General features: G+C 69.2%; 21 protein-coding genes. 10 read left to right on the top strand and 11 right to left on the bottom strand.

Features of this window, described 5'->3' with window-relative positions:
* Window positions 1–134: 134 nt before the first annotated feature.
* Both GAA2_RS13460 and GAA2_RS13455 read left to right on the top strand, forming a co-directional pair.
* Window positions 135–800, top strand: coding sequence for a hypothetical protein (locus GAA2_RS13460; RefSeq protein WP_024498505.1), 666 nt, complete (start codon window positions 135–137; stop codon window positions 798–800).
* 91 nt (window positions 801–891) lie between these two features.
* Entirely contained in the window at window positions 892–1,986 is a 1,095-nt protein-coding gene (locus GAA2_RS13455; protein ID WP_024498506.1) for a DUF4192 domain-containing protein, read from the top strand.
* Between the two features lie 66 nt (window positions 1,987–2,052).
* On the opposite strand, the gene GAA2_RS13450 is transcribed toward GAA2_RS13455, so the two are convergent.
* Window positions 2,053–2,748 (bottom strand): metal-dependent transcriptional regulator, encoded by a 696-nt coding sequence (locus GAA2_RS13450; protein WP_024498507.1) that lies wholly within the window; start codon window positions 2,746–2,748, stop codon window positions 2,053–2,055.
* A 160-nt stretch (window positions 2,749–2,908) separates the two neighbouring features.
* Here GAA2_RS13450 and GAA2_RS13445 point away from each other — a divergent pair, with 160 nt between their 5' ends.
* Window positions 2,909–4,165 (top strand): acetoin utilization protein AcuC, encoded by a 1,257-nt coding sequence (locus GAA2_RS13445; RefSeq protein ID WP_024498508.1) that lies wholly within the window; start codon window positions 2,909–2,911, stop codon window positions 4,163–4,165.
* The gene (locus GAA2_RS13440) at window positions 4,158–6,998 is read left to right on the top strand and encodes a bifunctional GNAT family N-acetyltransferase/acetate--CoA ligase family protein (RefSeq protein WP_024498509.1); all 2,841 of its coding nucleotides are present in this window, start codon (window positions 4,158–4,160) and stop codon (window positions 6,996–6,998) included. The genes GAA2_RS13445 and GAA2_RS13440 overlap by 8 nt, the downstream gene beginning before the upstream one ends.
* 22 nt (window positions 6,999–7,020) lie before the next feature.
* On the opposite strand, the gene GAA2_RS13435 is transcribed toward GAA2_RS13440, so the two are convergent.
* The gene (locus GAA2_RS13435; RefSeq protein ID WP_174324729.1) at window positions 7,021–7,959 is read right to left on the bottom strand and encodes a sigma-70 family RNA polymerase sigma factor; all 939 of its coding nucleotides are present in this window, start codon (window positions 7,957–7,959) and stop codon (window positions 7,021–7,023) included.
* A gap of 289 nt (window positions 7,960–8,248) precedes the next feature.
* The gene (locus GAA2_RS13430) at window positions 8,249–8,689 is read right to left on the bottom strand and encodes a DUF3099 domain-containing protein (protein ID WP_024498510.1); all 441 of its coding nucleotides are present in this window, start codon (window positions 8,687–8,689) and stop codon (window positions 8,249–8,251) included.
* A gap of 146 nt (window positions 8,690–8,835) precedes the next feature.
* On the opposite strand from GAA2_RS13430, the gene GAA2_RS13425 reads away from it, so the two are divergent.
* A complete protein-coding gene (locus GAA2_RS13425; RefSeq protein WP_024498511.1) occupies window positions 8,836–9,108 on the top strand; it encodes a DUF3039 domain-containing protein in 273 nt (90 codons plus the stop codon).
* Between the two features lie 21 nt (window positions 9,109–9,129).
* Here the strand turns inward: GAA2_RS13425 and GAA2_RS13420 are convergent, their stop codons facing one another.
* Window positions 9,130–10,446, bottom strand: a complete 1,317-nt coding sequence (locus GAA2_RS13420) for a YihY/virulence factor BrkB family protein (protein WP_024498512.1) — start codon at window positions 10,444–10,446, stop codon at window positions 9,130–9,132.
* A gap of 298 nt (window positions 10,447–10,744) precedes the next feature.
* Between GAA2_RS13420 and GAA2_RS13415 the strand changes: the two genes are divergently transcribed.
* Window positions 10,745–12,499, top strand: coding sequence for a DEAD/DEAH box helicase (locus GAA2_RS13415; protein ID WP_024498513.1), 1,755 nt, complete (start codon window positions 10,745–10,747; stop codon window positions 12,497–12,499).
* 94 nt (window positions 12,500–12,593) lie between these two features.
* Here GAA2_RS13415 and GAA2_RS13410 read toward each other — a convergent pair whose 3' ends face one another.
* The 4 genes from GAA2_RS13410 to ppgK form a co-directional block, all read right to left on the bottom strand.
* Window positions 12,594–12,800: a hypothetical protein gene (locus GAA2_RS13410; RefSeq protein WP_006436490.1), complete on the bottom strand. Its 207-nt coding sequence runs from the start codon at window positions 12,798–12,800 to the stop codon at window positions 12,594–12,596.
* A gap of 200 nt (window positions 12,801–13,000) precedes the next feature.
* Window positions 13,001–14,002 carry a sulfite exporter TauE/SafE family protein gene (locus GAA2_RS13405; RefSeq protein ID WP_024498514.1) on the bottom strand — a complete coding sequence of 334 codons (1,002 nt, stop codon included), beginning with the start codon at window positions 14,000–14,002 and terminating at the stop codon, window positions 13,001–13,003.
* Between the two features lie 420 nt (window positions 14,003–14,422).
* Window positions 14,423–15,970 (bottom strand): RNA polymerase sigma factor, encoded by a 1,548-nt coding sequence (locus GAA2_RS13400; RefSeq protein WP_081712414.1) that lies wholly within the window; start codon window positions 15,968–15,970, stop codon window positions 14,423–14,425.
* Between the two features lie 55 nt (window positions 15,971–16,025).
* Window positions 16,026–16,814, bottom strand: coding sequence for a polyphosphate--glucose phosphotransferase (ppgK, locus tag GAA2_RS13395; RefSeq protein ID WP_024498516.1), 789 nt, complete (start codon window positions 16,812–16,814; stop codon window positions 16,026–16,028).
* Between the two features lie 129 nt (window positions 16,815–16,943).
* Here ppgK and GAA2_RS13390 point away from each other — a divergent pair, with 129 nt between their 5' ends.
* Complete coding sequence (locus GAA2_RS13390; protein ID WP_024498517.1) at window positions 16,944–17,840, top strand: inositol monophosphatase family protein; 897 nt, start codon at window positions 16,944–16,946, stop codon at window positions 17,838–17,840.
* Between the two features lie 19 nt (window positions 17,841–17,859).
* Here GAA2_RS13390 and cei read toward each other — a convergent pair whose 3' ends face one another.
* Window positions 17,860–18,552 carry an envelope integrity protein Cei gene (gene cei / locus GAA2_RS13385; RefSeq protein ID WP_159404841.1) on the bottom strand — a complete coding sequence of 231 codons (693 nt, stop codon included), beginning with the start codon at window positions 18,550–18,552 and terminating at the stop codon, window positions 17,860–17,862.
* A gap of 473 nt (window positions 18,553–19,025) precedes the next feature.
* Between cei and GAA2_RS13380 the strand changes: the two genes are divergently transcribed.
* On the top strand, window positions 19,026–19,325 hold the full coding sequence (locus GAA2_RS13380) for a DUF4193 domain-containing protein (RefSeq protein WP_006436496.1): 300 nt from the start codon (window positions 19,026–19,028) through the stop codon (window positions 19,323–19,325).
* A 117-nt stretch (window positions 19,326–19,442) separates the two neighbouring features.
* Here GAA2_RS13380 and GAA2_RS13375 read toward each other — a convergent pair whose 3' ends face one another.
* Window positions 19,443–19,997: a DUF3093 domain-containing protein gene (locus tag GAA2_RS13375; RefSeq protein WP_024498519.1), complete on the bottom strand. Its 555-nt coding sequence runs from the start codon at window positions 19,995–19,997 to the stop codon at window positions 19,443–19,445.
* A gap of 23 nt (window positions 19,998–20,020) precedes the next feature.
* On the opposite strand from GAA2_RS13375, the gene dut reads away from it, so the two are divergent.
* Together dut and GAA2_RS13365 are read left to right on the top strand one after the other, a co-directional pair.
* Window positions 20,021–20,491 carry a dUTP diphosphatase gene (gene dut / locus GAA2_RS13370; RefSeq protein WP_024498520.1) on the top strand — a complete coding sequence of 157 codons (471 nt, stop codon included), beginning with the start codon at window positions 20,021–20,023 and terminating at the stop codon, window positions 20,489–20,491.
* Window positions 20,492–20,567: 76 nt separating this feature from the next.
* A complete protein-coding gene (locus GAA2_RS13365; protein WP_024498521.1) occupies window positions 20,568–21,437 on the top strand; it encodes a DUF3710 domain-containing protein in 870 nt (289 codons plus the stop codon).
* 19 nt (window positions 21,438–21,456) lie between these two features.
* Here the strand turns inward: GAA2_RS13365 and GAA2_RS13360 are convergent, their stop codons facing one another.
* On the bottom strand, window positions 21,457–22,179 hold the full coding sequence (locus GAA2_RS13360; RefSeq protein ID WP_024498522.1) for an alpha/beta hydrolase: 723 nt from the start codon (window positions 22,177–22,179) through the stop codon (window positions 21,457–21,459).
* Window positions 22,180–22,210: the final 31 nt, after the last annotated feature.

Genomic DNA, 22,210 nt, shown 5'->3' with positions numbered 1-22,210 from the left:
CAACGACATCGTCGCGCCGGGGATTCCCGAATTGGGTGTGTCACCCGCGTGGGTGAGCGGTCGCGGTGGCACAGTAGATCGCTGTGACCCCGGCAACCGTTACGCCCCGTACGTCTTGTGGCCGCCGCCTGCGCGTGTTCGTGCTGGCCGCTGCCTGCACCGTTCTCGCCGGTGGCGTCCTGTCGGCGTGCTCGATCCAGGGCGACGCCCAGTCGTCGAATCCGGACCTGTCGTCGAGGTCGGTGGCCGCCTCGGATTTCCCGGGTGGTCCGGCGAGCCCGATCCCGCCTCAGGCGGTGGCCAACGCGCTCGCCGACGTCACCGGTGGTCCGGCACCCGGACAGGGGAGCAACACCGAGGTGTCACCGGCCGAGTGCGCACCCTCACCGGTGTCCGCCGACGGCGCGGTCGCCCTTCTCGGTCCCGGGACCGCGGAACGATCGACCCTGACCACCGTCGTCGCACACGTCGACACGTCGCTCGCCGAGGTCGTGGGCCGCGCCGAGAAATGCCCGGAACTGACCACGACGACCTTCGGTGCGTCGTCGACAGTGACCACTGAGGTCCTGCCCGCACCGCCGGCACCCGACGGCGTCGCGACCGCGACCATCCGTCGCACGATCGTCACCGGTGGTGGTACCGCGCCGGTGACCACCAGCTCGCTCGCCCTGATCGGCGAGCGCGACGGGGTTCGCGTGTATGCCGAATATCGTTGGCCCGCAGCAGGTCCGGTACCCGCAGAGGATTCGGCGGCGCTCGACGAGCTGTTCACGAAGGCGGTGTCGGCGGCCTTCGGCTGAGACCCGCCGGCCTGTGGACGGGCCGCGGAGGTTGTCCACAGGTCTCCCGGCTCGCCGTCGTGGGGGCCGGGCACGACAGATGCTCTCGTGCATGCCCAGATTCTCGGCGTCCTCGCGCCTCTACCGTGACCCCATCGATCCGACGACGCTGCTCACGGCGATCCCGGCGCTGCTCGGCTTCCTGCCGGAGCGCTCGATCATCGTCGTCGCCTTCGCGCCCGACCGTGGGATCTCGGCCACCATGCGACACGACCTGGCCCTCGACGACACCGGGAACCCGACACCCGAGCTGTCCACGGTGCTGGCCGGCCTCGGGTCGATCACAGATTCCTATGGCGCCGAGGAGGTCGTGGCGATAGTCGCCGACGACCGTTTTCCGGCCGACAGTGCGCAATATCGGCGGGTGCTCGCGATCGCCGACCGGCACTTCGGCGCGATCGGGGGCGTCGCTGCCGGATTCGCGGTGGCCGCGTTCGATCCCGGGGCGCCGTGGTCGGTCATCTGGTGTCCCGACGGGCAGGCGTGGTCGATCGACGTCGTCGACGACCACGGTGGAGTTCTCGACGATCCGCAGACCTGTCCGACCGCCATCGCCGAGGCCGTGAAATCGGGCCGTCGAATCCTGCCGCGCCGGTCGGAGATGCGGGCGATGCTCGAACCCGTCGACGGCGAATGCAGCGCCTCACGGCCGGGCCCGGACTGCGACGACTGTCGGGTCCTCCCGGTCGGGTCGCTGTCCGACGCACACCTGCTGGACCTGGTGATGGACTCGATCGCCGACGCCGGGGAGTCGCTGGACTGCACCGAGGTCGCGCTGCTGGAACAGGCCGTCGTACGACCCCGCACCCGCGATGCGCTGCTCGTCCTCGCGGTCACCGACCTACGGGAGGACGCTGAGCTGGTCTGGCGGGAACTCACCCGGCGACTCGCCGGGCCCGGACGGGCCGGGGCCGCGACCCTGCTCGCGCACCTGCACTACATCGGTGGGGAAGGGGCCTACGCGGGCGTCGCACTCGACGTCGCCCTCGAATCCGACCCGGACGCGAAGCTCGCCGGACTCCTCGACGGCTGCCTGCGCTCGGGAGTCCGACCCGGCAAACTGTGGGAGATGATCGACGGTTCGTACGCCACCGCCCTGGCGCTCGGGGTGCGGATGCCGGAGATCACCCGGCGCGCCGCCGGGTGATCTCCGGATGTGACGGCCTCAGACCTTCACTGCCTCAGACTTCTACTGCCTCAGACCTTCACTGCCTCAGACCTTCTCGACGACCTTCTCGACGAACACCGAGTGCGCCATGTCCGGGGAGAGCTCCAGACCCTCGTGCCCGGGCGTGTTGATCGTGATGATGCCCGCGGAGTTGGTCACCGTCACCCGGGCATTCGGCACCACCCCGGCCTCCCGCAGCTGCGAGATGAGACCCACGTCGGACTGTGCGTGCTCCGACAGGCGCCGCACGATGACGGCCACGGTGTCGCCGGCGGGCAGATCTGCGAGACGGGTCGCGCCGTCGTCGGTAGTGGGCACCTCGACGCCGAGCAGTTCCAGACCCGGGATCGGGTTGCCGTAGGGCGAGGTCGTCGGGTACTCGAGCACGGCGAGCAGACGACGTTCGACGTTCTCGCTCATGACGTGCTCCCAGCGGCAGGCCTCCTCGTGGACCTGATCCCAGGGCATGCCGATCACATCGACCAGGAGCCGCTCGGCGAGGCGATGCTTGCGCATCACCGCGACGGCCAGCGAACGGCCGCGCTCGGTCAGCTCGAGGTGGCGGTCGCCCGCGACGCGCAGAAGTCCGTCGCGCTCCATCCGGGCAACGGTCTGGGACACGGTCGGACCGCTTTGGTCGAGGCGCTCGGCGATGCGCGCCCGCAGCGGCACGATCCCCTCTTCCTCGAGGTCGTAGATCGTCCGCAGATACATCTCGGTGGTGTCAACCAGATCGTTCACTGTGCCCAATCCCTTTCGTCCCCGCCAAGATTACCCTGTTTACCCACGGTGACCGCCCTCTCAGGGGCCGTCGTCTCGTCACCACGACCCTGACGGTACGCACGTGTGGTCGAACCGACATCGCTCACCCGGCCGCGAGTTGAACCACTAGCCTGAACGTGTGACCGACACTTCTGCGACGGCCGTCATCTGGAGCGAGGACTTCCTGTCCTACCGGTGGGCCCACACCCACCCGATGAACCCCGTGAGGCTCGCGCTGACGATGACCCTCGCCCAGAGCCTCGGCGTGCTCGACGACGTCGAGACCGTCCCGCCGCAGGCCATCGACGACGACGCGCTCACCGTGGTGCACAGCCGCGACTACATCGACGCCGTCCGCGCGGTGGGTTCCGGCACCGCGTCGCTGTCCGGTCCGCTCCTCGAGCGGCTGTTCGGACTCGGCGACGCCGACAACCCGGTGTTCGCCGGGATGCACGAGGCCGCCCGGCTCCTCGTCGGCGGCACCCTCGCCGCCGCGCAGACCGTGGCCTCCGGCGCTGCGACCCGCGCGGTCAACATCGGCGGCGGCATGCATCACGCGATGCGGGCACGCGCCGCGGGCTTCTGCATCTACAACGACTGCGCGATCGCGATCAGATATCTGCTGGACAAGGGATTCGACCGGATCGCCTACATCGACGTCGACGCCCATCACGGCGACGGCGTCCAGGTGGAGTTCGCGGCGGATCCGCGGGTGATGACGGTCTCGCTGCACCAGCATCCGGCGACGCTGTGGCCGGGGACCGGCTGGCCGACCGAGGTCGGCGACGGCGACGCGCAGGGGAGTGCGGTCAACCTCGCGCTGATGCCCAACACCGAGGATCGGCTGTGGCTGCGGGCCTTCCACGCCGTCGTGCCGTCGCTGATCGCCGGGTTCAAACCGCAGATCATCGTCAGCCAGTGCGGCGCCGACAGTCATCGCGCCGACCCGCTCACCGACCTGTCGCTCACCGTCGACGGTCAGCGCGCGGCGATGATCGCGATGCGTGAGCTCGCCGACAAGTACTGCGAGGGGCGCTGGATCGCGGTCGGCGGCGGCGGATACGGCGTGGTCAACGTGGTGCCGCGCAGCTGGACCCACCTGCTGGGCGTGGCGCTCGACCGCGAGGTGGACGTCACCGCGACCATCGACGAATCCTGGTGCGCCACAGCCGAACAGATCTCGACGCAGGTGCATTCCGACTACGCCCGGCCGCCGGTCGGGGTGATGGGTGACGGCGGTGACGTCGATTATCAGCCGTGGGACGGCGACGCCGGCCAGGAGCCGCCCGAGGGGGTGAGCGCGACGGCACAGCGACAGACCGATCGCGCCATCCTCGCGACCCGCCGCGCGGTGTACCCTCTGCACGGTCTCGACCCGGAGGATCCCCGTGACTGATCAGGACGTGTCGTCCACCCCAGAACACTCCACGACCGCGCCGCAGGCGTTGGCCGATCAGCCCGAACCCCGTGGCGCCTGGGACTATCCGCGGCACTGGATAGCCGACGTGCTGGCCTCCGACGGCGGTGTCGTGCACCTGCGGCCCATCGTGCCCGACGACGCCGACCGGATCGTCGCCTTCCATTCCAAGCTCTCCGAACGAACCCGCTACATGCGGTACTTCGGTCCGACGCCCACCCTGCCGCCCCGTGAGGTGGCGCGGATGACGACCGTCGACCACCAGCAGCGCGTCGCGATCGTGGCGGTGCTCGGTGGCGAGATCATCGCCGTCGGCATCTACGAGGGGCTCGCCTTCGACGGCAAGCCGGAGTCGGCCGAGGTCGCCTTCGTCGTCGCCGACGAACACCAGGGCCGCGGCCTCGGACCGGTCCTGCTCGAACATCTCGCCGGCGCCGCGGCCGAGAACGGTTTCACCCGCTTCGAGGCCGAGGTGCTCAGCGAGAACCCGAACATGGTCGCCGTGTTCCGGGACGCCGGCTACCAGCTGGCCCGCAGCTTCGACGGCTCGACGGTGCATGTGGAGTTCCTGATCGACCCCACCGAGGCACTGCTGTCGGTGCGCAACGCCCGCGAGAACGCGTCGGAAGCCCGCAGCGTCGCGAACCTGCTGCGCCCGACCTCGGTCGCGGTGATCGGCGCGTCGACCGACCCGAACAAGGTCGGAAACGCGCTGCTGGCCAACATCATCGCCGGGGGGTTCACCGGTCCGGTCTTCCCGGTGAACGGGCCCGCCCGAGTCGAGGAGGAACCGCCGAGCCCCGGGTCACAGCGCCCGGGCCGCCCGACGTCGCCGAACCGGCGGCGCACTCACGAACGTCCGCCGTCGGTGCGCGGCATCCGCGCCTACGAGACGGTGCGCGACATCCCGGATCCGGTGGACCTCGCGGTGGTCGCGGTCCCGGCGTCCCGGGTCAACGACGTCCTCGACGACTGCCTGGTGAAGGGCGTGCGGACCCTCGTCGTCGTGTCGTCCGGTTTCGGTGACTCCGGCGAGGAGGAGGGTCTGGAGAACGAGCGACGCCTCGTCGCGCAGGTCCGCGAACACGGCATGCGGCTCGTCGGCCCGAACGCGCTGGGCGTGGCCAACAACGACGCCGGTATCGCGCTGAACGCCACGCTCGCGCCGCGCATCCCCGCCGCCGGCCGGGTCGGGTTCTTCTGCCAGTCCGGCGCATTGGGCATCGCGATCCTCGACACCGCCGCCCGGCGCCAGATCGGGTTGTCGACCTTCGTCTCCGCCGGGAATCGCGCGGACGTCTCCGGCAACGACCTGCTGCAGTACTGGGACAGCGACGCCTCGACCGATGTGATCCTGCTCTACCTCGAGAGCTTCGGTAACCCGCGGAAGTTCTCCCGCATCTCCCGCCGGGTGTCGCGGGCCAAGCCGATCGTGGCGGTGAAGTCGGGCAGGGGAGCGATGAGCCCGGTGCGCGCGGCCCGGTCCGCGGCCAACTTCGACGACCAGATCGCGCGCATGATGCTCGAGCAGGCCGGTGTCATCCAGGTCGACACGATCCCCGAACTGTTCGACTGCGCGGCGTTGTTCGCCTATCAGCCGCTGCCGCGCGGACCCCGCGTCCGCATCATCGGCAACTCGTCGGTGTTGGGCAGCCTCGCCGCCGACCAGGCCCGCAACGGCGGCCTGGAGGTGGTCGACAACATCGATCTCGGCGCGGGGGCGACGGAGGAACTGTTCGAGGACGCCGTGTCGGCGGCAATGACCGACACCGGCGTCGACGCGATCGTCGTCGTCTTCGTGCCGCCGGTGGCCGTCGACGCCGACTGGCACGCCCGCGCGCTCATGGCCGCGGCCAACACCCCCGGTGCCGACGGTGCCAAACCGATCGTCACCACGTTCCTCGCCGTCGAGGGTATCCCGCCGGGCCTCACGAAACCCGGCCCGAACGGTCTGCCCGAACGCGGCTCCATCCCGTCCTATGCCAGCCCGGAGCGCGCCGCAGCAGCTCTCGCGCGCGCCTGGCAGTACGCCAAGTGGCGGATGCGGCCGGAGTCGGTCGTCCATCGGGCCGAGGGCACCGATCCGGAGGCGGCCCGCATGTACGTCCGCGAGGCGATGGACTCCGACGGCTCGTCGTCGGACCGTCTTCTCGGCCAGGTCGAGTCGGCGAGGCTGCTGCGGTGGTACGGCATCTCGGTCGTCCCGTTCCGTGAGGTCACGACGATGCACGAGGCGTCGGCGGCGGCCCGCGAACTCGGCTTCCCGGTCGCGGTGAAGGCGACCTCGTCGAAGTGGCGGGGACGTCTCGACCGCGAGGGCGCCCGGCTCGACCTGCCCGACGCGACCGCCGTCGTGAACGCCTTCGCCGAGCTGAGCGAGCTGACCGGCGACCACGTCCTCCACGTCCAGAAGATGGCACCGAAGGGCGTCGGCACGGTCATCCGAGTCCGCGACGACGAGTCCTTCGGTTCGGTGATCTCGTTCGGGCTGTCGGGACGGACCTTCGACCTGCTGGGCGATCACGGGTATCGCGCGATCCCGCTCGCCGAACTCGACGCGCGAGAACTGATCGACGAGCCGCGATCGGCGCCGCTCCTCAACGGCTACCGCGGTGAGGAGCCAGCCGACAAGGAGGCGCTCGTCGACCTGCTCCTGCGGATCTCCACCCTGGTCGACGACATCCCCGAGGTGCGCGAGGTGCTGTGCGACCCCATCCTCGTCTCGGTGGACGGCGCATCGGTACTCAATGCCCAGATACGCGTCGGCCCGGTGCCCGACAGGCGGGACACCGGACCGAGGCGGTTGAGCTAGGAGGCTCTCGAACCAGAGGACGTCAGCTGGCGTAGGCGCGCAGACGCTCGGCACGATCGCCGGCGCGGAGCTTGCCCATGACCTCGCGCTCGATCTGTCGCACGCGCTCGCGCGACAGCCCGAACATGCGGCCGATCTGATCGAGGGTGCGCGGCTGACCGTCATCGAGGCCGTAGCGCATCCGGATGACCTGCTGTTCGCGCTCGTCCAGGGTCGCCAGTACCGCACGGATGTCCGAGTGCAGCAGACCGGCGATGACGGCGTTCTCGGCGGAAGTGGCCTCGGCGTCCTCGATGAAGTCGCCGAGCGGGGCCTCCTCGTCGCTGCCGACCGGCATGTCCAGGCTCACCGGGTCGCGGCTGTGGTCGAGCAGATCGGCGATCTTCTCGGCCGGGATGCCCGACTCGCTGGCCAGTTCATCGTCGGTGGCCTCGCGACCGAGCTGCTGATGAAGCTCCCGCTTGATGCGGGCGAGCTTGTTCACCTGCTCGACGAGATGGACGGGGAGCCGGATGGTGCGGCTCTGGTCGGCCATGCCGCGGGTGATCGCCTGGCGGATCCACCACGTCGCGTAGGTCGAGAACTTGAAGCCCTTCGCGTAGTCGAACTTCTCCATGGCGCGGATCAGACCCAGGTTGCCCTCCTGGATGAGGTCGAGGAGCGGCATTCCGCGACCGGTGTAGCGCTTGGCCAGCGAGACGACGAGACGGAGATTCGCCTCGAGCAGATGGGACCGTGCGGCCTCACCCTCGCGGACGATGGTCGCCAGGTCGCGCTTCTTGGTTGCCGAGAGGCGCTTCTTGGTTGCCAGGACGTGCTTGGCGTAGAGGCCGGCCTCGATCTGCTTGGCGAGTTCGACCTCCTGCTCTGCGTTGAGGAGAGCGGTGCGTCCGATCCCGTTGAGGTAGACGCGGACGAGGTCCGCGGCGGGCGACTGGGCGTCGAGATCCTGTTCCGTCATCGCCGGGCGGGTGCCCGGGGCGGACGGATCCGCGAAACCTGTGGTCGGGGTCGAACGTGCAACTGTCGAGCGTGACATGCGGCCTCCTGACTTGAATACGTTCACTGGGTCCAACGTCCATGCGTTGGCGATAGTTCCCGAAAGTGATTCGTCGCAAACCCGGAGGAGGCTTGGTGACCTGCGAAGACTTTCACCGATTCGCAGGGACGGCTGAGAAGTTGCTGAGATGTCGGGCCGCGGGGGAACCCGCTGCGGTCCCGCCCCGTCGGTCGTCGGGATCGACGGTGACTCAGTCGTCGTCGGGGTCGACCACGTGACCGTCGACGGTGCGGTGGGGGAGTTGCTGTTCGGTGCGCGAGAGGGCGGGAGGGCCGACGACGTGATGATCGGCGCCGTACTTGTAGAGAGGTACCTCCCCCCGCTTGCGCGGCGGCCGGTCGTTGGCGATGAGCACCGCCATCCAGGGCAGCGGGATGGAGACGGCGACGATGGCCAGCGCAAGAAGCCCCGAACCGGTGAGCGAGTAGGCGACGCCGGCGATGATCAGCGCGGGGACGCGGAACGCCATCATGATCAGGTACTTGCGGACACGGGCCTTCTGCTGCGCCTCGAGGGAGTCCTGGGCGTCGGTGATCAGGAAGGTCTCGGCGGGCACGGCCGGATGTTCCGACCTGCCGAAGCGCTTCGAGTCCTCGTGGTGGCCGTGCGGCTCATTGCCGTTCGCGCCCATGGAATCCCTTTGTTCGAACACCCTCTCCACTGTCCCACTTTCGGTTGCTCTTTGCACTCACGGATTCCGGGCCCGGGCGCCGCCCTGTGCCGGATGCGCAGCGGCCTCTCTGTGCCCCGGGTGCCCCGGTGACGCACAATAGAGCAATGGCAACTGAAACCATCGAACGCCCCGATCTCGACGAGTGGACCGACACCGAGACCGACGAGCGGTCCGAAGCCGACGCCACCGACAGCAGTGACGACGACCGGCCCAAGTTCTTCCACTACGTCAAGAAGGACAAGATCGCGGAGAGCGCCGTGATGGGCAGCCACGTGGTCGCGCTCTGCGGCGAGACCTTCCCGGTGACCCGGGCGGCCAAGCCGGGTTCGCCGGTGTGCCCGAAGTGCAAGAAGATCTACGCCAAACTGCGCAAATAGCCGAGCGGGCGCCGGGACCGGTCAGTCGCTCCCGCGGTCACGCGTGGGCCGGCGGATCGGTCCCGACGACAGCCGGTCGGGGATCGTCTTGAGCTGACCGGTGATGTCGGAGGTCTGCGAGTTGACCCAATGCCGGACCTGGGTCGTCGTGGACGCCTTGGCCGGCCAGAACTGCTGCACCGCCGCGTTGAACTCGGCGCCGATGACGATGCCGAAGCCGAGCGAGAAGGTGAACAGCAGGAAGGCGATGGGCGTCGCCAGCGCACCGTAGGACACGCCGGCCTCGGTGATCTTCGTCAGGTAGATGCGCAAGACGTAGCTGGCGACCCAGAAGAAGACGCCCGCGACGATCGCGCCGCCGATGAGCCGGTGCCACGGGAGCGGATTGGGCAGTGCCAGGTGGTAGAGCGTCGTGAGGACGAACAGCAGCAGGACGGCGACGAACGGGAAGTAGCCGTAGTCGATGAGTGTGGTCACGAACGATCCCCAGGACGCGGGCACGATGGCCCGCAGATAGTTCGGTCCGAGGGCGACCAGCGGCAGCAGGAAGACCGCCACGAAGAGGAAGCCGACATAGAGGAACAGCGCGAAGAAGCGCTGCCACACCGGATGTCGGACCTCGTGCTGGTCGTGCGCCTTCGCGATCGAGGCGATGAAGCACGACATCGCCGAGGAGCCCGCCCACAGCGACAGGATGAAACCCACCGACATGAGTCCGATGCGGCCCCGGCCCAGCACGCTGTCGACGGTCGGGGTGATCAGGTCGTCGACGACGGTCTCGGTGAAGGTGCGCTGCGCGAATTCGATGATGCGGTCGTAGACGATGTCGACGGTGCCGGGACCGAACCAGCCCGCGACGTAACCGACCGAGCCGAGGAGCCCGAGCAGTAGCGGGGGCAGGGAGAGCGCCTGCCAGAACGCGGCCTGCGCCGCCCAACCGATGATCCCGTCGTCCCAGGATTTCACGATCGTGCGCCACACCACCCGGTGGATGTTGGGTAGTACCGGGGGGCCGGGTTCGTCCTCGGTGCCGTCGGAGTCGGGCGCCTTCGCGCGGCTCGCGGGGACGGGTTCGTCGACGCCTTCGGGCTTCGCCTCCTTCTCGGCGTCCTCGGGCTCCGCCCGCTTCTCCGCTCCGGTCGTCGTCCTGGGGGATTCGGGCATGACGGGGACGTCTCGTGATGCAGGAGCGGTGTCGCCGGACGCCGAGGTGTCCCCGACGAACGGGGCGGGCCGGCGAGGAGTCCGAAACGTGGTGTCGAGTGGACTGGTGTCGCGTTGACCGGCGTCGAGCGGCGCGGTCACGGCGTTCGACGGATTCGGACACACGGCAGCCACCGGCGACGTCGCGTCGCCGGCCAGCGGTACCGGGTTCCTCTTTCGCGTTGTGATGAGTTCAATATCCCCGATCAAGGGCCCGGAAGGGTACCCGGGTCACCAGGCGCGTCGTTCGGAGTGACCACGCGGGGATGCGCACGCGGCTGTCGGCGAGCCGCGACGAGGGGGTGTCGCGATGCGGGGGCGGGGCGGCCCCGGCGGTACGATTGCCGGGTCCCCTTCGGCGCGGGTCCTCCCAACGCGAGGGGTCATTTCATGCCCGGTAGGGAATCCGTACGCCGTCAGGAGCAGCACACACGTGACGTCAGCCGAACCCTCCACCAGCGCCGGGACCGATGCCGCGGCCCCCAACCGGCCTCAGCTGCGTGCGTGGCAGCGCCGTGCACTCACCAAGTACCTGACGCGCAAGCCGAAGGACTTCCTCGCGGTGGCGACCCCCGGTGCCGGTAAGACGACGTTCGGTCTACGGGTCGCCCGCGAGTTGCTCGACGACCGCACCGTCGAGCAGATCACCGTCGTCGCGCCGACCGAGCACCTCAAGCACCAGTGGGCGGAGGCGGCCGCGCGCGTGGGTATCGCACTGGATTCGCGTTTCTCCAACTCGGCCGGTCAGACCAGCTCCGACTACCACGGCGTGGTCCTCACCTACGCCCAGGTCGCGGCACACCCGACCAAGCACCGGGTCCGCACCGAGAACCGGCGGACCCTCGTGATCCTCGACGAGATCCACCACGGCGGCGACGCCAAGTCGTGGGGCGAAGCGATCCGCGAGGCCTTCGACGACGCCGAACGCCGACTGCTGCTCACCGGTACGCCGTTCCGCTCCGACGACTCGCCGATCCCGTTCGTCGTCTACGAGCCCGAACCCGGCGGAAACCAGCGTTCCAAGGCCGACCACACCTACGGCTACGCCGACGCCCTGAAGGACGGCGTCGTCCGTCCGGTGGTGTTCCTCGCGTACTCGGGTGAGGCGAGCTGGCGGACCAGCGCCGGTGAGGAGTTCACCGCTCGGCTTGGTGAGCCGCTGTCGGCCGAGCACACCGCCCGGGCCTGGCGGACCGCCCTGGATCCCCACGGCGACTGGATCCCCGCGGTCCTCACCGCCGCTCACACCCGACTCGGCCAGCTGCGTGCCAGCGGCATGCCCGACGCCGGCGGTCTGGTCATCGCGACCGACCAGTCGACCGCCCGCGACTATGCCGAACTGCTTACCGCCATCACCGGCAAGCAGCCGACCCTGGTCCTCTCCGACGACCCCAAGTCGTCGTCGCGGATCGCTGAGTTCTCCGCGTCGAAGGACGAGTGGATGATCGCGGTGCGCATGGTGTCCGAGGGCGTCGACGTGCCGCGGCTCGCGGTCGGCGTCTACGCCACCAGCTCGTCGACGCCGCTGTTCTTCGCGCAGGCGATCGGTCGATTCGTGCGGTCGCGGCGCCCCGGCGAGACCGCGAGCGTGTTCCTGCCGTCCGTCCCGGTGCTGCTCGACCTCGCGAGCCAGATGGAGGCCCAGCGCGACCACGTCCTCGGCAAGCCGCACCGCGAGAGCGACGGTCTCGACGATCAGCTGTTGATCGATGCGAACAAACAGAAGGACGAACCGGGGGAGGACGAGCCGGCGTTCCAGTCGCTGCACGCCGACGCCGAACTCGACCAGGTCATCTTCGACGGCGCGTCGTTCGGCACGGCGACCTTCGCCGGCAGCGACGAGGAATCGGACTATCTCGGCCTGCCGGGGCTCCTCGACGCCGATCAGGTGCGGGCACTCCTGCAGAAGCGTCAGGCCGAGCAGGTCGTGTCCCGGACGTCGGCCCCCGCGGCGGAGTCCGCGTCCGAACAACCGGAGCCCGGGCGCGGTCCCGGCACCACCGGGGAGAACCTGCACGCGCTGCGCAAGGAACTCAACACCCTGGTCGCCATGCACCATCACCGCACCGGCAAGCCGCACGGCATGGTGCACAACGAGCTCCGAACCAGGTTGGGTGGTCCGCCGACGGCGATGGCCAGCGCCGAGCAGCTCAAGGAACGCATTGCCGCTCTGCGGACGTGGCGCTGACCGGCACCGGACCCGAACACGAGAGAACCCGGCCGGATGATCCGGCCGGGTTCTTCTTCGTCTGTGGCTGTCGCCCGTCAGGCCATGACGAGTGTCAGACCAGTTCGCCCGCGGCTTCGACCACGGTGGCGCTGAGCTCCACCAGGCGCGCTTCGTGCTCGTTGAAGTGATGACGGCAGAAGAGAAGCTCGCCGCCCTTGGGCAGGACGGCACGTACCTTGGCTGCTGCGCCGCAGCGATCACAGCGATCGGCGGCGGTGAGCGGCAGGTAGATCGGGGCTGTGGTGGCGATGTCAGTCATGGTTCCTCCGTCCCGGTCCGGCGCCGGTGTCCGGTCGCCTTCCCTTCGAGCCGACACATCCGGGCGATGCGTCAACCTCACTCTGTCAGACGTTCGGCGGGTTCGTATTGTTCCGGCAGGTGCCATCGGTGTGTCGTCACTCACCGTTTACCTCGGGCAACAATGTGACAACGTCTGCCGGAAACCGTTTCAGGCTGCTGTCAGCCGGCTGGGGTCGGCGACTGGGAGCCGGCGACATCGGAGTCCGCATCCGGCACCTGCGCATCGGTGTCGGCGCCGACGAGCGCCACCTCCTGCTCCTCGCGGAAGTGGGTGATCGCGTCGGAGGACTCGTTCTCGCGGTCGCGCAGGTATTCGCGGAGCGAGTAGGCGAAGGCGGCCGCCCACCCGACGGCGATGACGACATAGAAGATGTTCCGCACACCGCCGGGGGCGTCGATGAAGTCGCTCTTGAGCAGGCTGCGCGTGTTGGTCAGGACGATGAGGCCGCCGACCGAGGCGCCGAGCAGGCGCGGCGGGATGTGGCGGACCAGCCAGGCGGCGATCGGGGCCGCGATGACACCGCCGACGAGAATGGCACCGACCCACGCGAAGTTGATGCCCTGGGAGCCGAGGCTGAACAGGAAGCCGAGGCTGGCAGCGACGGCGATGATGAACTCACTGGTGTCGATCGAACCGATCACCTTGCGGGGCTCGAGCCGGCCACTGGCCAGGATCGCCGGGGTACCGACCGGCCCCCAGCCGCCGCCACCGGTGGCGTCGACGAAGCCGGCGACGAAGCCCAGCGGGCTCAGGAAGCGCTTGCGCAGCGGCTTGCCGAGGTTGTGTCGGGGGATGCCCTGGAAGGTGAAACGGATCAGGATGTAGAGCCCGAGCAGCAGCAGGATGACGGCCATGAGGGGTGCGGCCGCCTCGGTCGACAGATTGGCGAGAATCGTCGCACCGAGGAAGGCGCCGATGGCACCCGGGATGGCGATGCGGCGGACCACGCGCCAGTCGACGTTGCCGAACTTCCAGTGGGAGACACCGGACACCAGCGTGGTGCCGATCTCGGCGAGGTGGACGGTGGCCGACGCCGCGGCCGGGTTGGTGCCGATCGCGAGGAGCAGCGTGGTGGTGGTGACGCCGTAGGCCATACCGAGGCTGCCGTCGACGAGTTGGGCGGCGAGGCCGACGAGGCCGATCAGGACAATCGTTCTCATGGAGGATCTTTCGGGGCTGGCACGCGGTCAGGGCGCGCCGAGGCTGGGACGAGCGCACGAAGGGCTCGCGATGACGGGTGGGGACAGGACGGTCCCGGGTGGGGTCGGTCGCATCAGCGACACAGCATCGAGGCCACCCGCAGCAGATCGACGGCGGGGCGGGTCACCAGAAGGGGACCACTCGCCGAGAGGGGACCATGGGGGCTGCTCCCGGACGACGTCAACGCATACGGCACCGGGTCAGCGTACGCAGCAACCTGCGGAAACAGAATCTGTCGGCCCGTCTCGGAATCTCTCCGCGTACAACCCTTGACAGAAGTCGACATGCCCTGCTCGATCTGCGAACCCGGAATTCGGCCCCGACAACGCGTTCGCCCCCGTCGCCGAGTGACGGCAACGGGGGCGACGGAGAGTGCGTGACTAGTCCAGGTAGTCCCGGAGGACCTGCGACCGCGACGGGTGGCGCAGCTTGGACATCGTCTTCGACTCGATCTGGCGGATGCGCTCACGCGTGACGCCGTAGACCTGGCCGATCTCGTCGAGGGTGCGCGGCTGGCCGTCGGTGAGACCGAAGCGCAGACGCACGACACCCGCCTCGCGCTCGGAGAGCGTCTCGAGCACCGACTGCAGCTGGTCCTGGAGGAGAGTGAAGCTCACCGCGTCGACCGCGACGACTGCCTCGGAGTCCTCGATGAAGTCGCCGAGCTGGCTGTCGCCTTCGTCGCCGATGGTCTGGTCGAGAGAGATGGGCTCCCGGGCGTACTGCTGGATCTCCAGCACCTTCTCCGGGGTGATGTCCATCTCCTTGGCGAGCTCCTCGGGCGTCGGCTCGCGGCCGAGGTCCTGGAGGAGTTCACGCTGGATCCGGCCCAGCTTGTTGATGACCTCGACCATGTGCACCGGGATGCGGATGGTGCGGGCCTGGTCGGCCATCGCGCGGGTGATGGCCTGGCGGATCCACCACGTGGCGTAGGTCGAGAACTTGTAACCCTTTGTGTAGTCGAACTTCTCGACCGCGCGGATCAGACCGAGGTTGCCCTCCTGGATGAGATCCAGGAACGCCATGCCGCGGCCGGTGTAGCGCTTGGCGAGCGAGACGACCAGTCGGAGGTTGGCCTCGAGCAGGTGGTTCTTCGCACGGTTGCCGTCACGGGAGATCCAGTTCAGGTCGCGCTTCTGCGCGGTGCTGATCTTCTCGCCGGAGTCCATCATGCGGCGAAGACGTTCGGTGGCGAACAGGCCGGCTTCGATGCGCTTGGCCAGCTCGACCTCTTCCTCGGCGTTGAGGAGGGCGACCTTGCCGATCTGCTTGAGGTAGGCACGCACGCTGTCGGCCGACGCGGTGAGCTCGGCGTCCTTGCGGGCCTGGCGAAGTGCCTCCGACTCCTCTTCGTCCCAGACGAAGTCGCCGGACTTGGCGGCGGGTTCGGTCTTCGCCGACTCCTTGGCCGGGGTCTTGGCGCCGGCGGGTGCCGTTTCGGCTTCCTCGTCCTCGTCGTCGGAGTCTTCGGCGTCGTCCTCGTCGTCGACCTCGAGGTCGTCGTCGATCTCCACGTCCTCGAGATCGGCGTCGGGACCGTCGATGTCGTCGATCGAGTCCGGATCGTCGGGCTCGGCGTCGGTGTTGTCCACACCCTCGGCGGAGGTGGCCTTCTTGGCAGCCTTCTTGGGGGCTGCCTTCTTGGTGGCCTTCTTCGCTGCTGCCTTCTTCGCAGGCGCCTTACGGGCAGCGGTCTTCTTCGCAGCCTTCTTGGCGGTCCGCTTGGCCGGGGCTTCGGTCGAGGCGGTGGTCGACTGGGTCTCGTCGGCCTCGGCGTCCCCCTGGCGGGTCTTGATGGCTGCCACGTACAACCTTTCGAACTTCTCTTCTGCGGTGTCTTTGTCGAGTCTTGTGAGACGTGACACGGCAGCACGAGCCGCCGTGGACAAGGGCTTGGTTTCTCGGTTCAGATGACCGGTGACGACCATTGTAACGACATCGGCCGGTCCGATGTGACAAAGCCCTGGTCAATCCAGGCGCGGCCTAGGTTTTGAGGCCTTGTGAGACGGCCATCGCCGCGCCGACGATCCCGGCGGTGTTCAACAGCGTGGCCGCCACGACCGGGGTCTGGTTGGTGAGCAGCGGGATCCACTTGTCGGCCTTGCGGCTGATGCCGCCGCCGGCGATGAACACCTTGGGCCAGAACAGTGCCTCGTAGGCCTTCAGCACGTCGGAGACCTTCTCGGTCCACTTCTCGTAGGACCAACCCTTCTCCTCCTTGATCCGCGAGGACGCCTGGTGCTCGGCCTCTTTCTTGCCGACCTGCATATGGCCCAGCTCGGTGTTGGGCACGAGGTTGCCGTTGATGAGGATCGCCGACCCGATGCCGGTGCCGAACGTCAGCAACATCACCACGCCGTCGACACCTTTGCCGGCGCCGTAGGCGTCCTCCGCCATCCCGGCCGCGTCGGCGTCGTTGAGCACCGACACCGCGCGACCCCCGAGGTGCCGGCTGAACAGTTCGTAGACGTCGGTACCGATCCACCCCTTGTCGATGTTGGCGGCGGTCCGCATGATGCCCTCGGTGACCACGCCCGGCAGGGTGATGCCGACGGGACCCGCCCAGTCGAAATGGGCGACGACCTCGGCGACGGCGGCTGCGACCGCCTCCGGGGTGGCCGGCTGCGGGGTGAGCACCTTGAATCGATCGCCGACGAGTTCACCGGAGTCGAGATCGACGATGCCGCCCTTGATTCCGGAGCCGCCGACGTCGACGCCGAAGCCCAGATGAGTGGGTGACGGCGAATCGTCGGTGGCGGGCGTTTCGGTCATGGCGGAGTCCCCTTCCGGGCCGGCGGTGATCGACACCAGGCTATCGGCGCCCGCAGCCGCCCGCGCGGCATCCTCCGGATGCGGCACTTCACGTCACCGGTGAGCGGCCCCGGCCGCCGATGTGCTGACATGGAACACGTGGATCAGACAATTCCGGTGGACGAACTGGCCGCCATCGCGGTGGACGTGGCGCAGGAGGCGGCCGCCCACGTGCGCCGCCGCCGACCCGAATTGTTCGGTGCGACAACGCCGCCGACAGCGGACGCGGCACCCGTCGATTCGGCCGCCGTGAACCCCGTCTCGACGAAGTCGACGGAAACCGACCCGGTCACCGTCGCCGACACCGAGACCGAACGGCTGATCCGGCAGCGCCTGCACGAGTCCCGGCCCACCGACGAGGTCCTGGGGGAGGAGCACGGTGGGAGTCGCGCCGTCCCGTCCGGAGTGCGCTGGGTGGTCGACCCCATCGACGGCACGGTCAACTTCATGTACGGGGTCCCGGCCTACGCGGTGTCGGTCGCCGCGCAGGTCGACGGCCGCTCGGTCGCCGGTGTCGTCGTCGACGTGGCGCGCGAGGTGGTCTATGGCGCCACCCTCGGTGGCGGTGCCTGGGTGGCCGACGGCGACGGCCTGCGCGTACCGCTGCGGTGCAACCCCGTCGATCGTGCGGAACTCGCCCTCGTGGCAACCGGTTTCGGCTATGCCGCGGACCGTCGGCGCGCGCAGGGACGGATCGTCGCGGACCTGCTCCCGCGGGTGCGGGACATCCGGCGGATCGGTGCCGCGGCACTCGACCTGTGCATGGTGGCCTCCGGCGCCGTCGACGCTCATTACGAGCACGGTCTCAGTCCCTGGGACTGGGCGGCCGGTGGTCTCATCGCCGCCGAGGCGGGTGCGGTCGTGGTGACGCCGCCACCGGACTCGCGCGCGGACGAGGGGCACATCACCGTGGCGGTGGCGCCGGGGATCGCCGACGAGTTCCTCGCCCTGCTCGATGGGGCCGGGGCCCGGGAACCGCTGACCTAGCGGGGTCGGTGGGGCCGATTCAGCACGGAGCCGAGTGGACCGCCTTCACCAACGCGGGATCGGCGCCGGTCTCGGGGTTCTTGGGGTCGGCCGACCGCAGCGCCTCGAGTGCCGCCTGCGCGTCCTGGGAGAGCTCGCCGCCCGAGTGATAGGTGCCGAGGGCGACATCGACCCCGGTGCCACGGCGTCCGTCGTCGACGAGCTGGGCGCAGGGGAACGCGAGCCAGGTCGCCGCCGCGGCGGCACGGCCGGCGGGCCCGAACCGGATCTGCGCCACGCAGTTGAGATCTCGGTTCGCGTAGACGGGATCGTCGGCGAACGGGGTGTCGGCGGCCGGCGTGAATCCCTGCGCCGCGAGGTCCTCGGACACCGACCGGGCAGCGCCCCGTTCCTCGGATGCGTTGAGGACCCGGACCTGGAAGGTCGACAGTGCGGCCGGAGCGACCTCCAGCATCTCGTCGCGCGGGACCTGGGTGAGGACGGGCGGTTCGGCCGGCTGTTGTGCGCCGGGTTCGACCGCGGTCGACGGAGTGGGCTGATTGCATGCGGTGGGGACCGATTCGCTGTTGTCGCCGCCGAGGACGATCGCCCAGACGACGACGCCGAGGACCAGCAGGACCACCACCGTGATGATCGCCGGGGCGTACCGGCGCCGCGGATACGGGCGGCCCTGTTCGTCGGTCGGGTAGCCGGTCGTAATCTTCGAGACCACCGTGGAACGACTCCTCACTGGGATTTCCCACTCGACCACGCCGTGGGCGCACTGCTCGAGCGGATGTACTTCACCGGGAGCGACGCCCCGCGCAATCTCCGCAACACTCTAGAGGGTCGATCCCACGGTGGGTGCGAGCCTCGCCGCGGGAGCCGTGTCTCGCCGTCTCCGAGGCGTCCGACCTGCCTGAATCGCGAGATTCCGGACGAGTTCGCGTTGCCACATTGACGATTGACCGGGCATGGTCTATTCTTCGGGCGCCCGCGCTTCCAGCCTCGGGGTGCAGCCGACATCAAATCGTGACCGAAGTCACACAATACGCCGGATTCTTGGGTACGAATCGTGCTCGAGACGACGTTGTAGTGACCCCACCGGCAAGACAATCCCGGCGGAGTCGTGCGCACACCCTCAGGTGACGGCCACGAGCCGGAACCGAGAGCGCCCCCTCACTCTCTGAACAAGTAAGGCACACAATGGCTACTGATTACGATGCGCCACGACGCACCGAGGCCGAGGACCTCAACGAAGACTCGCTCGAGGAACTGAAGGCCCGCCGCAGCGAGGCGCAGTCCGCGGCGGTCGACGTGGATGAAAGCGACACCGCGGAGTCCTTCGAGCTGCCCGGTGCGGACCTCTCCGGCGAAGAGCTGTCGGTTCGGGTCGTCCCGAAGCAGGCCGACGAATTCACTTGTACCAGCTGCTTTCTCGTCTACCACCGCAGCCGGCTGGCGGAGGAGAACGGCAACTCGCTGATCTGCGTCGACTGCGCATGAGATCCGCGGGACACCCGCGGAAGTGAACGACGACTCCCTGACCCACAGGGCCTGACGACGAAGGGGCCGCGCCATCAGGCGCGGCCCCTTCGTCGTATGGGGGTGCGGGTCGATCGGTCAGGCGCCTGCCGACGGGCGGTCGGCCGCGGCATCCGGGAGGTCGAGGGCGGCCAGCAGTTCGGCGGGGCGCCGGGTGGACACCAGCCAGTAGGGGGTCGGGTCGTCGGGGTCGTCGAGTACGACGAGGACCATCGTCTTCACCCAGAAGCGGTGCACCAGATAGGCGGCGGGGTCGAGCTGACGGCCGAGGGCGGCACTCTTGGCGGTCGCCGGGATGGAGGCCCCGCGGGCGACGACGGCCCGCGGCAGGCGGGCGCGATGTGCCTGGAGTTCGCGGTCGGCGGTCACCCGGACGCGGGTACGGCTCATCGACCACAGCACCAGGACGCTGAGGATCGCGGTGACGACGTAGCCGATCACGCTCCACTTGCTGCCGTGGGCGGACAACTGGATCTCGTAGCCCACCACACCGGTCACGACGGCGGCGGCCAGCCACCACCACCACGGCACGGTGAGACGCTCGTCGAAGAGGTCCGCGGAACCAGCGTCCCGGCGAGCCGCCGGATTCTCCGACGTGCCGCCGGTGTTGTCAGGCGATTGGGGTGCGGTCACGGTGACCAGCGTAGTCTGCGTGCGTGACCACAGCTCTTCCCCCTCTGCCGCCCATCGCGGTACGTCGACTCGACCCCGATCTGCCGTTGCCCACCCGAGCACATCCCGGGGATGCGGGCGTGGACCTGTGCTCGGCGATCGACCTGGAACTGCCGGCGGGACGACGTCAGTTGGTCGGTACCGGGATCGCGATCGCGTTGCCGTTCGGCACCGTCGGCCTGATCCACCCGCGCTCCGGACTGGCCGCGCGCGCCGGCCTCTCCATCGTCAACACCCCGGGCACCGTCGACGCGGGCTACCGCGGGGAGATCAAGGTGTGCCTGATCAACCTCGACCCCGAGCAGTCCATCACCATCTCGCGCGGTGACCGGATCGCGCAGCTGATCGTGCAGCGCGTCGAGCTTCCCGATTTCGTCGAGGTCGAGGAACTCGACGACACCAGCCGCGGCGACGGCGGATACGGATCCAGCGGCGGCCACGCCATCCTGAGCTGAGCACGACACGCCGAGGTCGGTCCGACGCCGCGTCGATTACTGTTCACACGGAACGCGGATTGACGAGGAGTAGACGATGACGAAGAACGGTTCGGATGAACTGCGGGTCGGTCAGGCGCTGGGCCCCTACGACATCGACGCCCTCGCGACGGAACCCCACGAGCTGGAGAACTCCCACCTCGACCTGGGGTCGGTGCTCGTCCCGGTGGTCGAGGGCGGGCAGGTCACCGTCGAGATGTCGGAGGCGCACCAGCCGCAGAACGTCTATCTGGTCACCCCGATCGGCCGGATCTCGGTGAGTGCGTTCGCGGCGCCCAAGTCGCCGGGTACGTGGCGCGAGGTGGTCCGCGAACTGGCCGAGTCGTTGCGTGACGGCGGCGCTACGACCAGCATCGAGGACGGCCACTGGGGCCGGGAGGTCGTGGCCGAGGTCGAGGGCGCCACGCATCGCTTCATCGGCGTCGACGGCCCCCGGTGGCTGGTGCGCTGTGTCGGTAGCGGGCCGTCGGAGAGCGCCGAGGACCTCGCGCGCCTGAGTCGTGCCGTGCTGGCCGAGACCGTCGTGCGTCGCGGTTCGGATCCGCACCCGCCGCGGGAACCGCTTCCGATCGTCCTGCCGCCGGTCCTCGCCCATCAGGTGGCCGCCGCCCAGCAGCAGATCTTCGCCGAGGCGGAGGCGGGCGCGGAGGCCCCGGGCGGACCCCAGACACCTACCGGCGAGGTGGCCGGCTCCGACGACGAGTCGGAGGCCGTCGCCGGGGGAGCGCTGGACCAGGTGGCGCACGCCGCGGTCTACGGCGAGAACACTTATACCGACGCCCCGGCCGAGGGCGGTTCGGGCGGCCACGACGATCCGTCGGTCACCGCCGACCCGGACCCCGAGGACGACGCCCCGCTGCCGCCGTCGTCGGGCTCGGCGATGCAGCGCTTCTTCCGTCGTCGCTGAATCCGCTGCGGACGGGGTCTCACCTCGACAGGCGCGTGTATGCGGCGAGGCAACTGTCGCCGAGGAGCGCGGGATCGCGGCCCCACCCCTCGAGGGTGACCTCGACCAGTGCCGAACGCGGCGCGGCGTCATGCCAGGTGCGGGCGACCGCGATCGGGTGGATGGCGTCGTCCGGGGCCGCGACGAGTGCCAGTGGAACGGTGAGTCGGGTGATCTGCTCCGGTGTGGGCGCCGAGTAGTCCGCGGCATCGCGTAGCTGTCCGATGACCTCGGGGTGCAGGCGTCCCCAGGAGCGGGAGAGTTCGGCGGCCAGCCAGTCCGGGCTGCTCGCGGCCATCGCGGTGACCGTTGCGTCGAGCCCGTCGCGTTCCATCGCATCGGCCGTCGCCCGTGCGCTCGCCGCGGCGAGCGCGGAATCGGCGTCGCCGCTCCAGGCGGGCAGGGCCGCGAACACGCCCGCACATCGGTCGCCGGTGTCGGCGAGTGCCCATTCGAGGGCGATGGCGGCGCCGATCGACACCCCGCCGACCAGAACCGAGTCGTGTTCGACGGCCGCACGTTCGAGACCACGCCGATGGCCGGCGACCAGATCCGGCGTCGGCTCGAGCGCCACGAGCTCGACTCCGAGCATCGCCGCGGCGTGACCGAAGGCACGTGTGACGTGGTCGGCATCGGAGCCGGTCCCGGGAATCACCACCAGCGCGGTGGGTGTTCGTGTGGACGGACGGTCCATGTGGGGCATCAAAAGTTCATCCGGATGCAGGGCACCTGGA

Origin of the sequence: Gordonia ajococcus (assembly GCF_012974285.1) — a bacterium.
In the GTDB taxonomy this organism is placed as follows: Bacteria; Actinomycetota; Actinomycetes; order Mycobacteriales; family Mycobacteriaceae; genus Gordonia; species Gordonia amicalis.
This window is presented reverse-complemented; position numbering and strand designations above follow the sequence as displayed.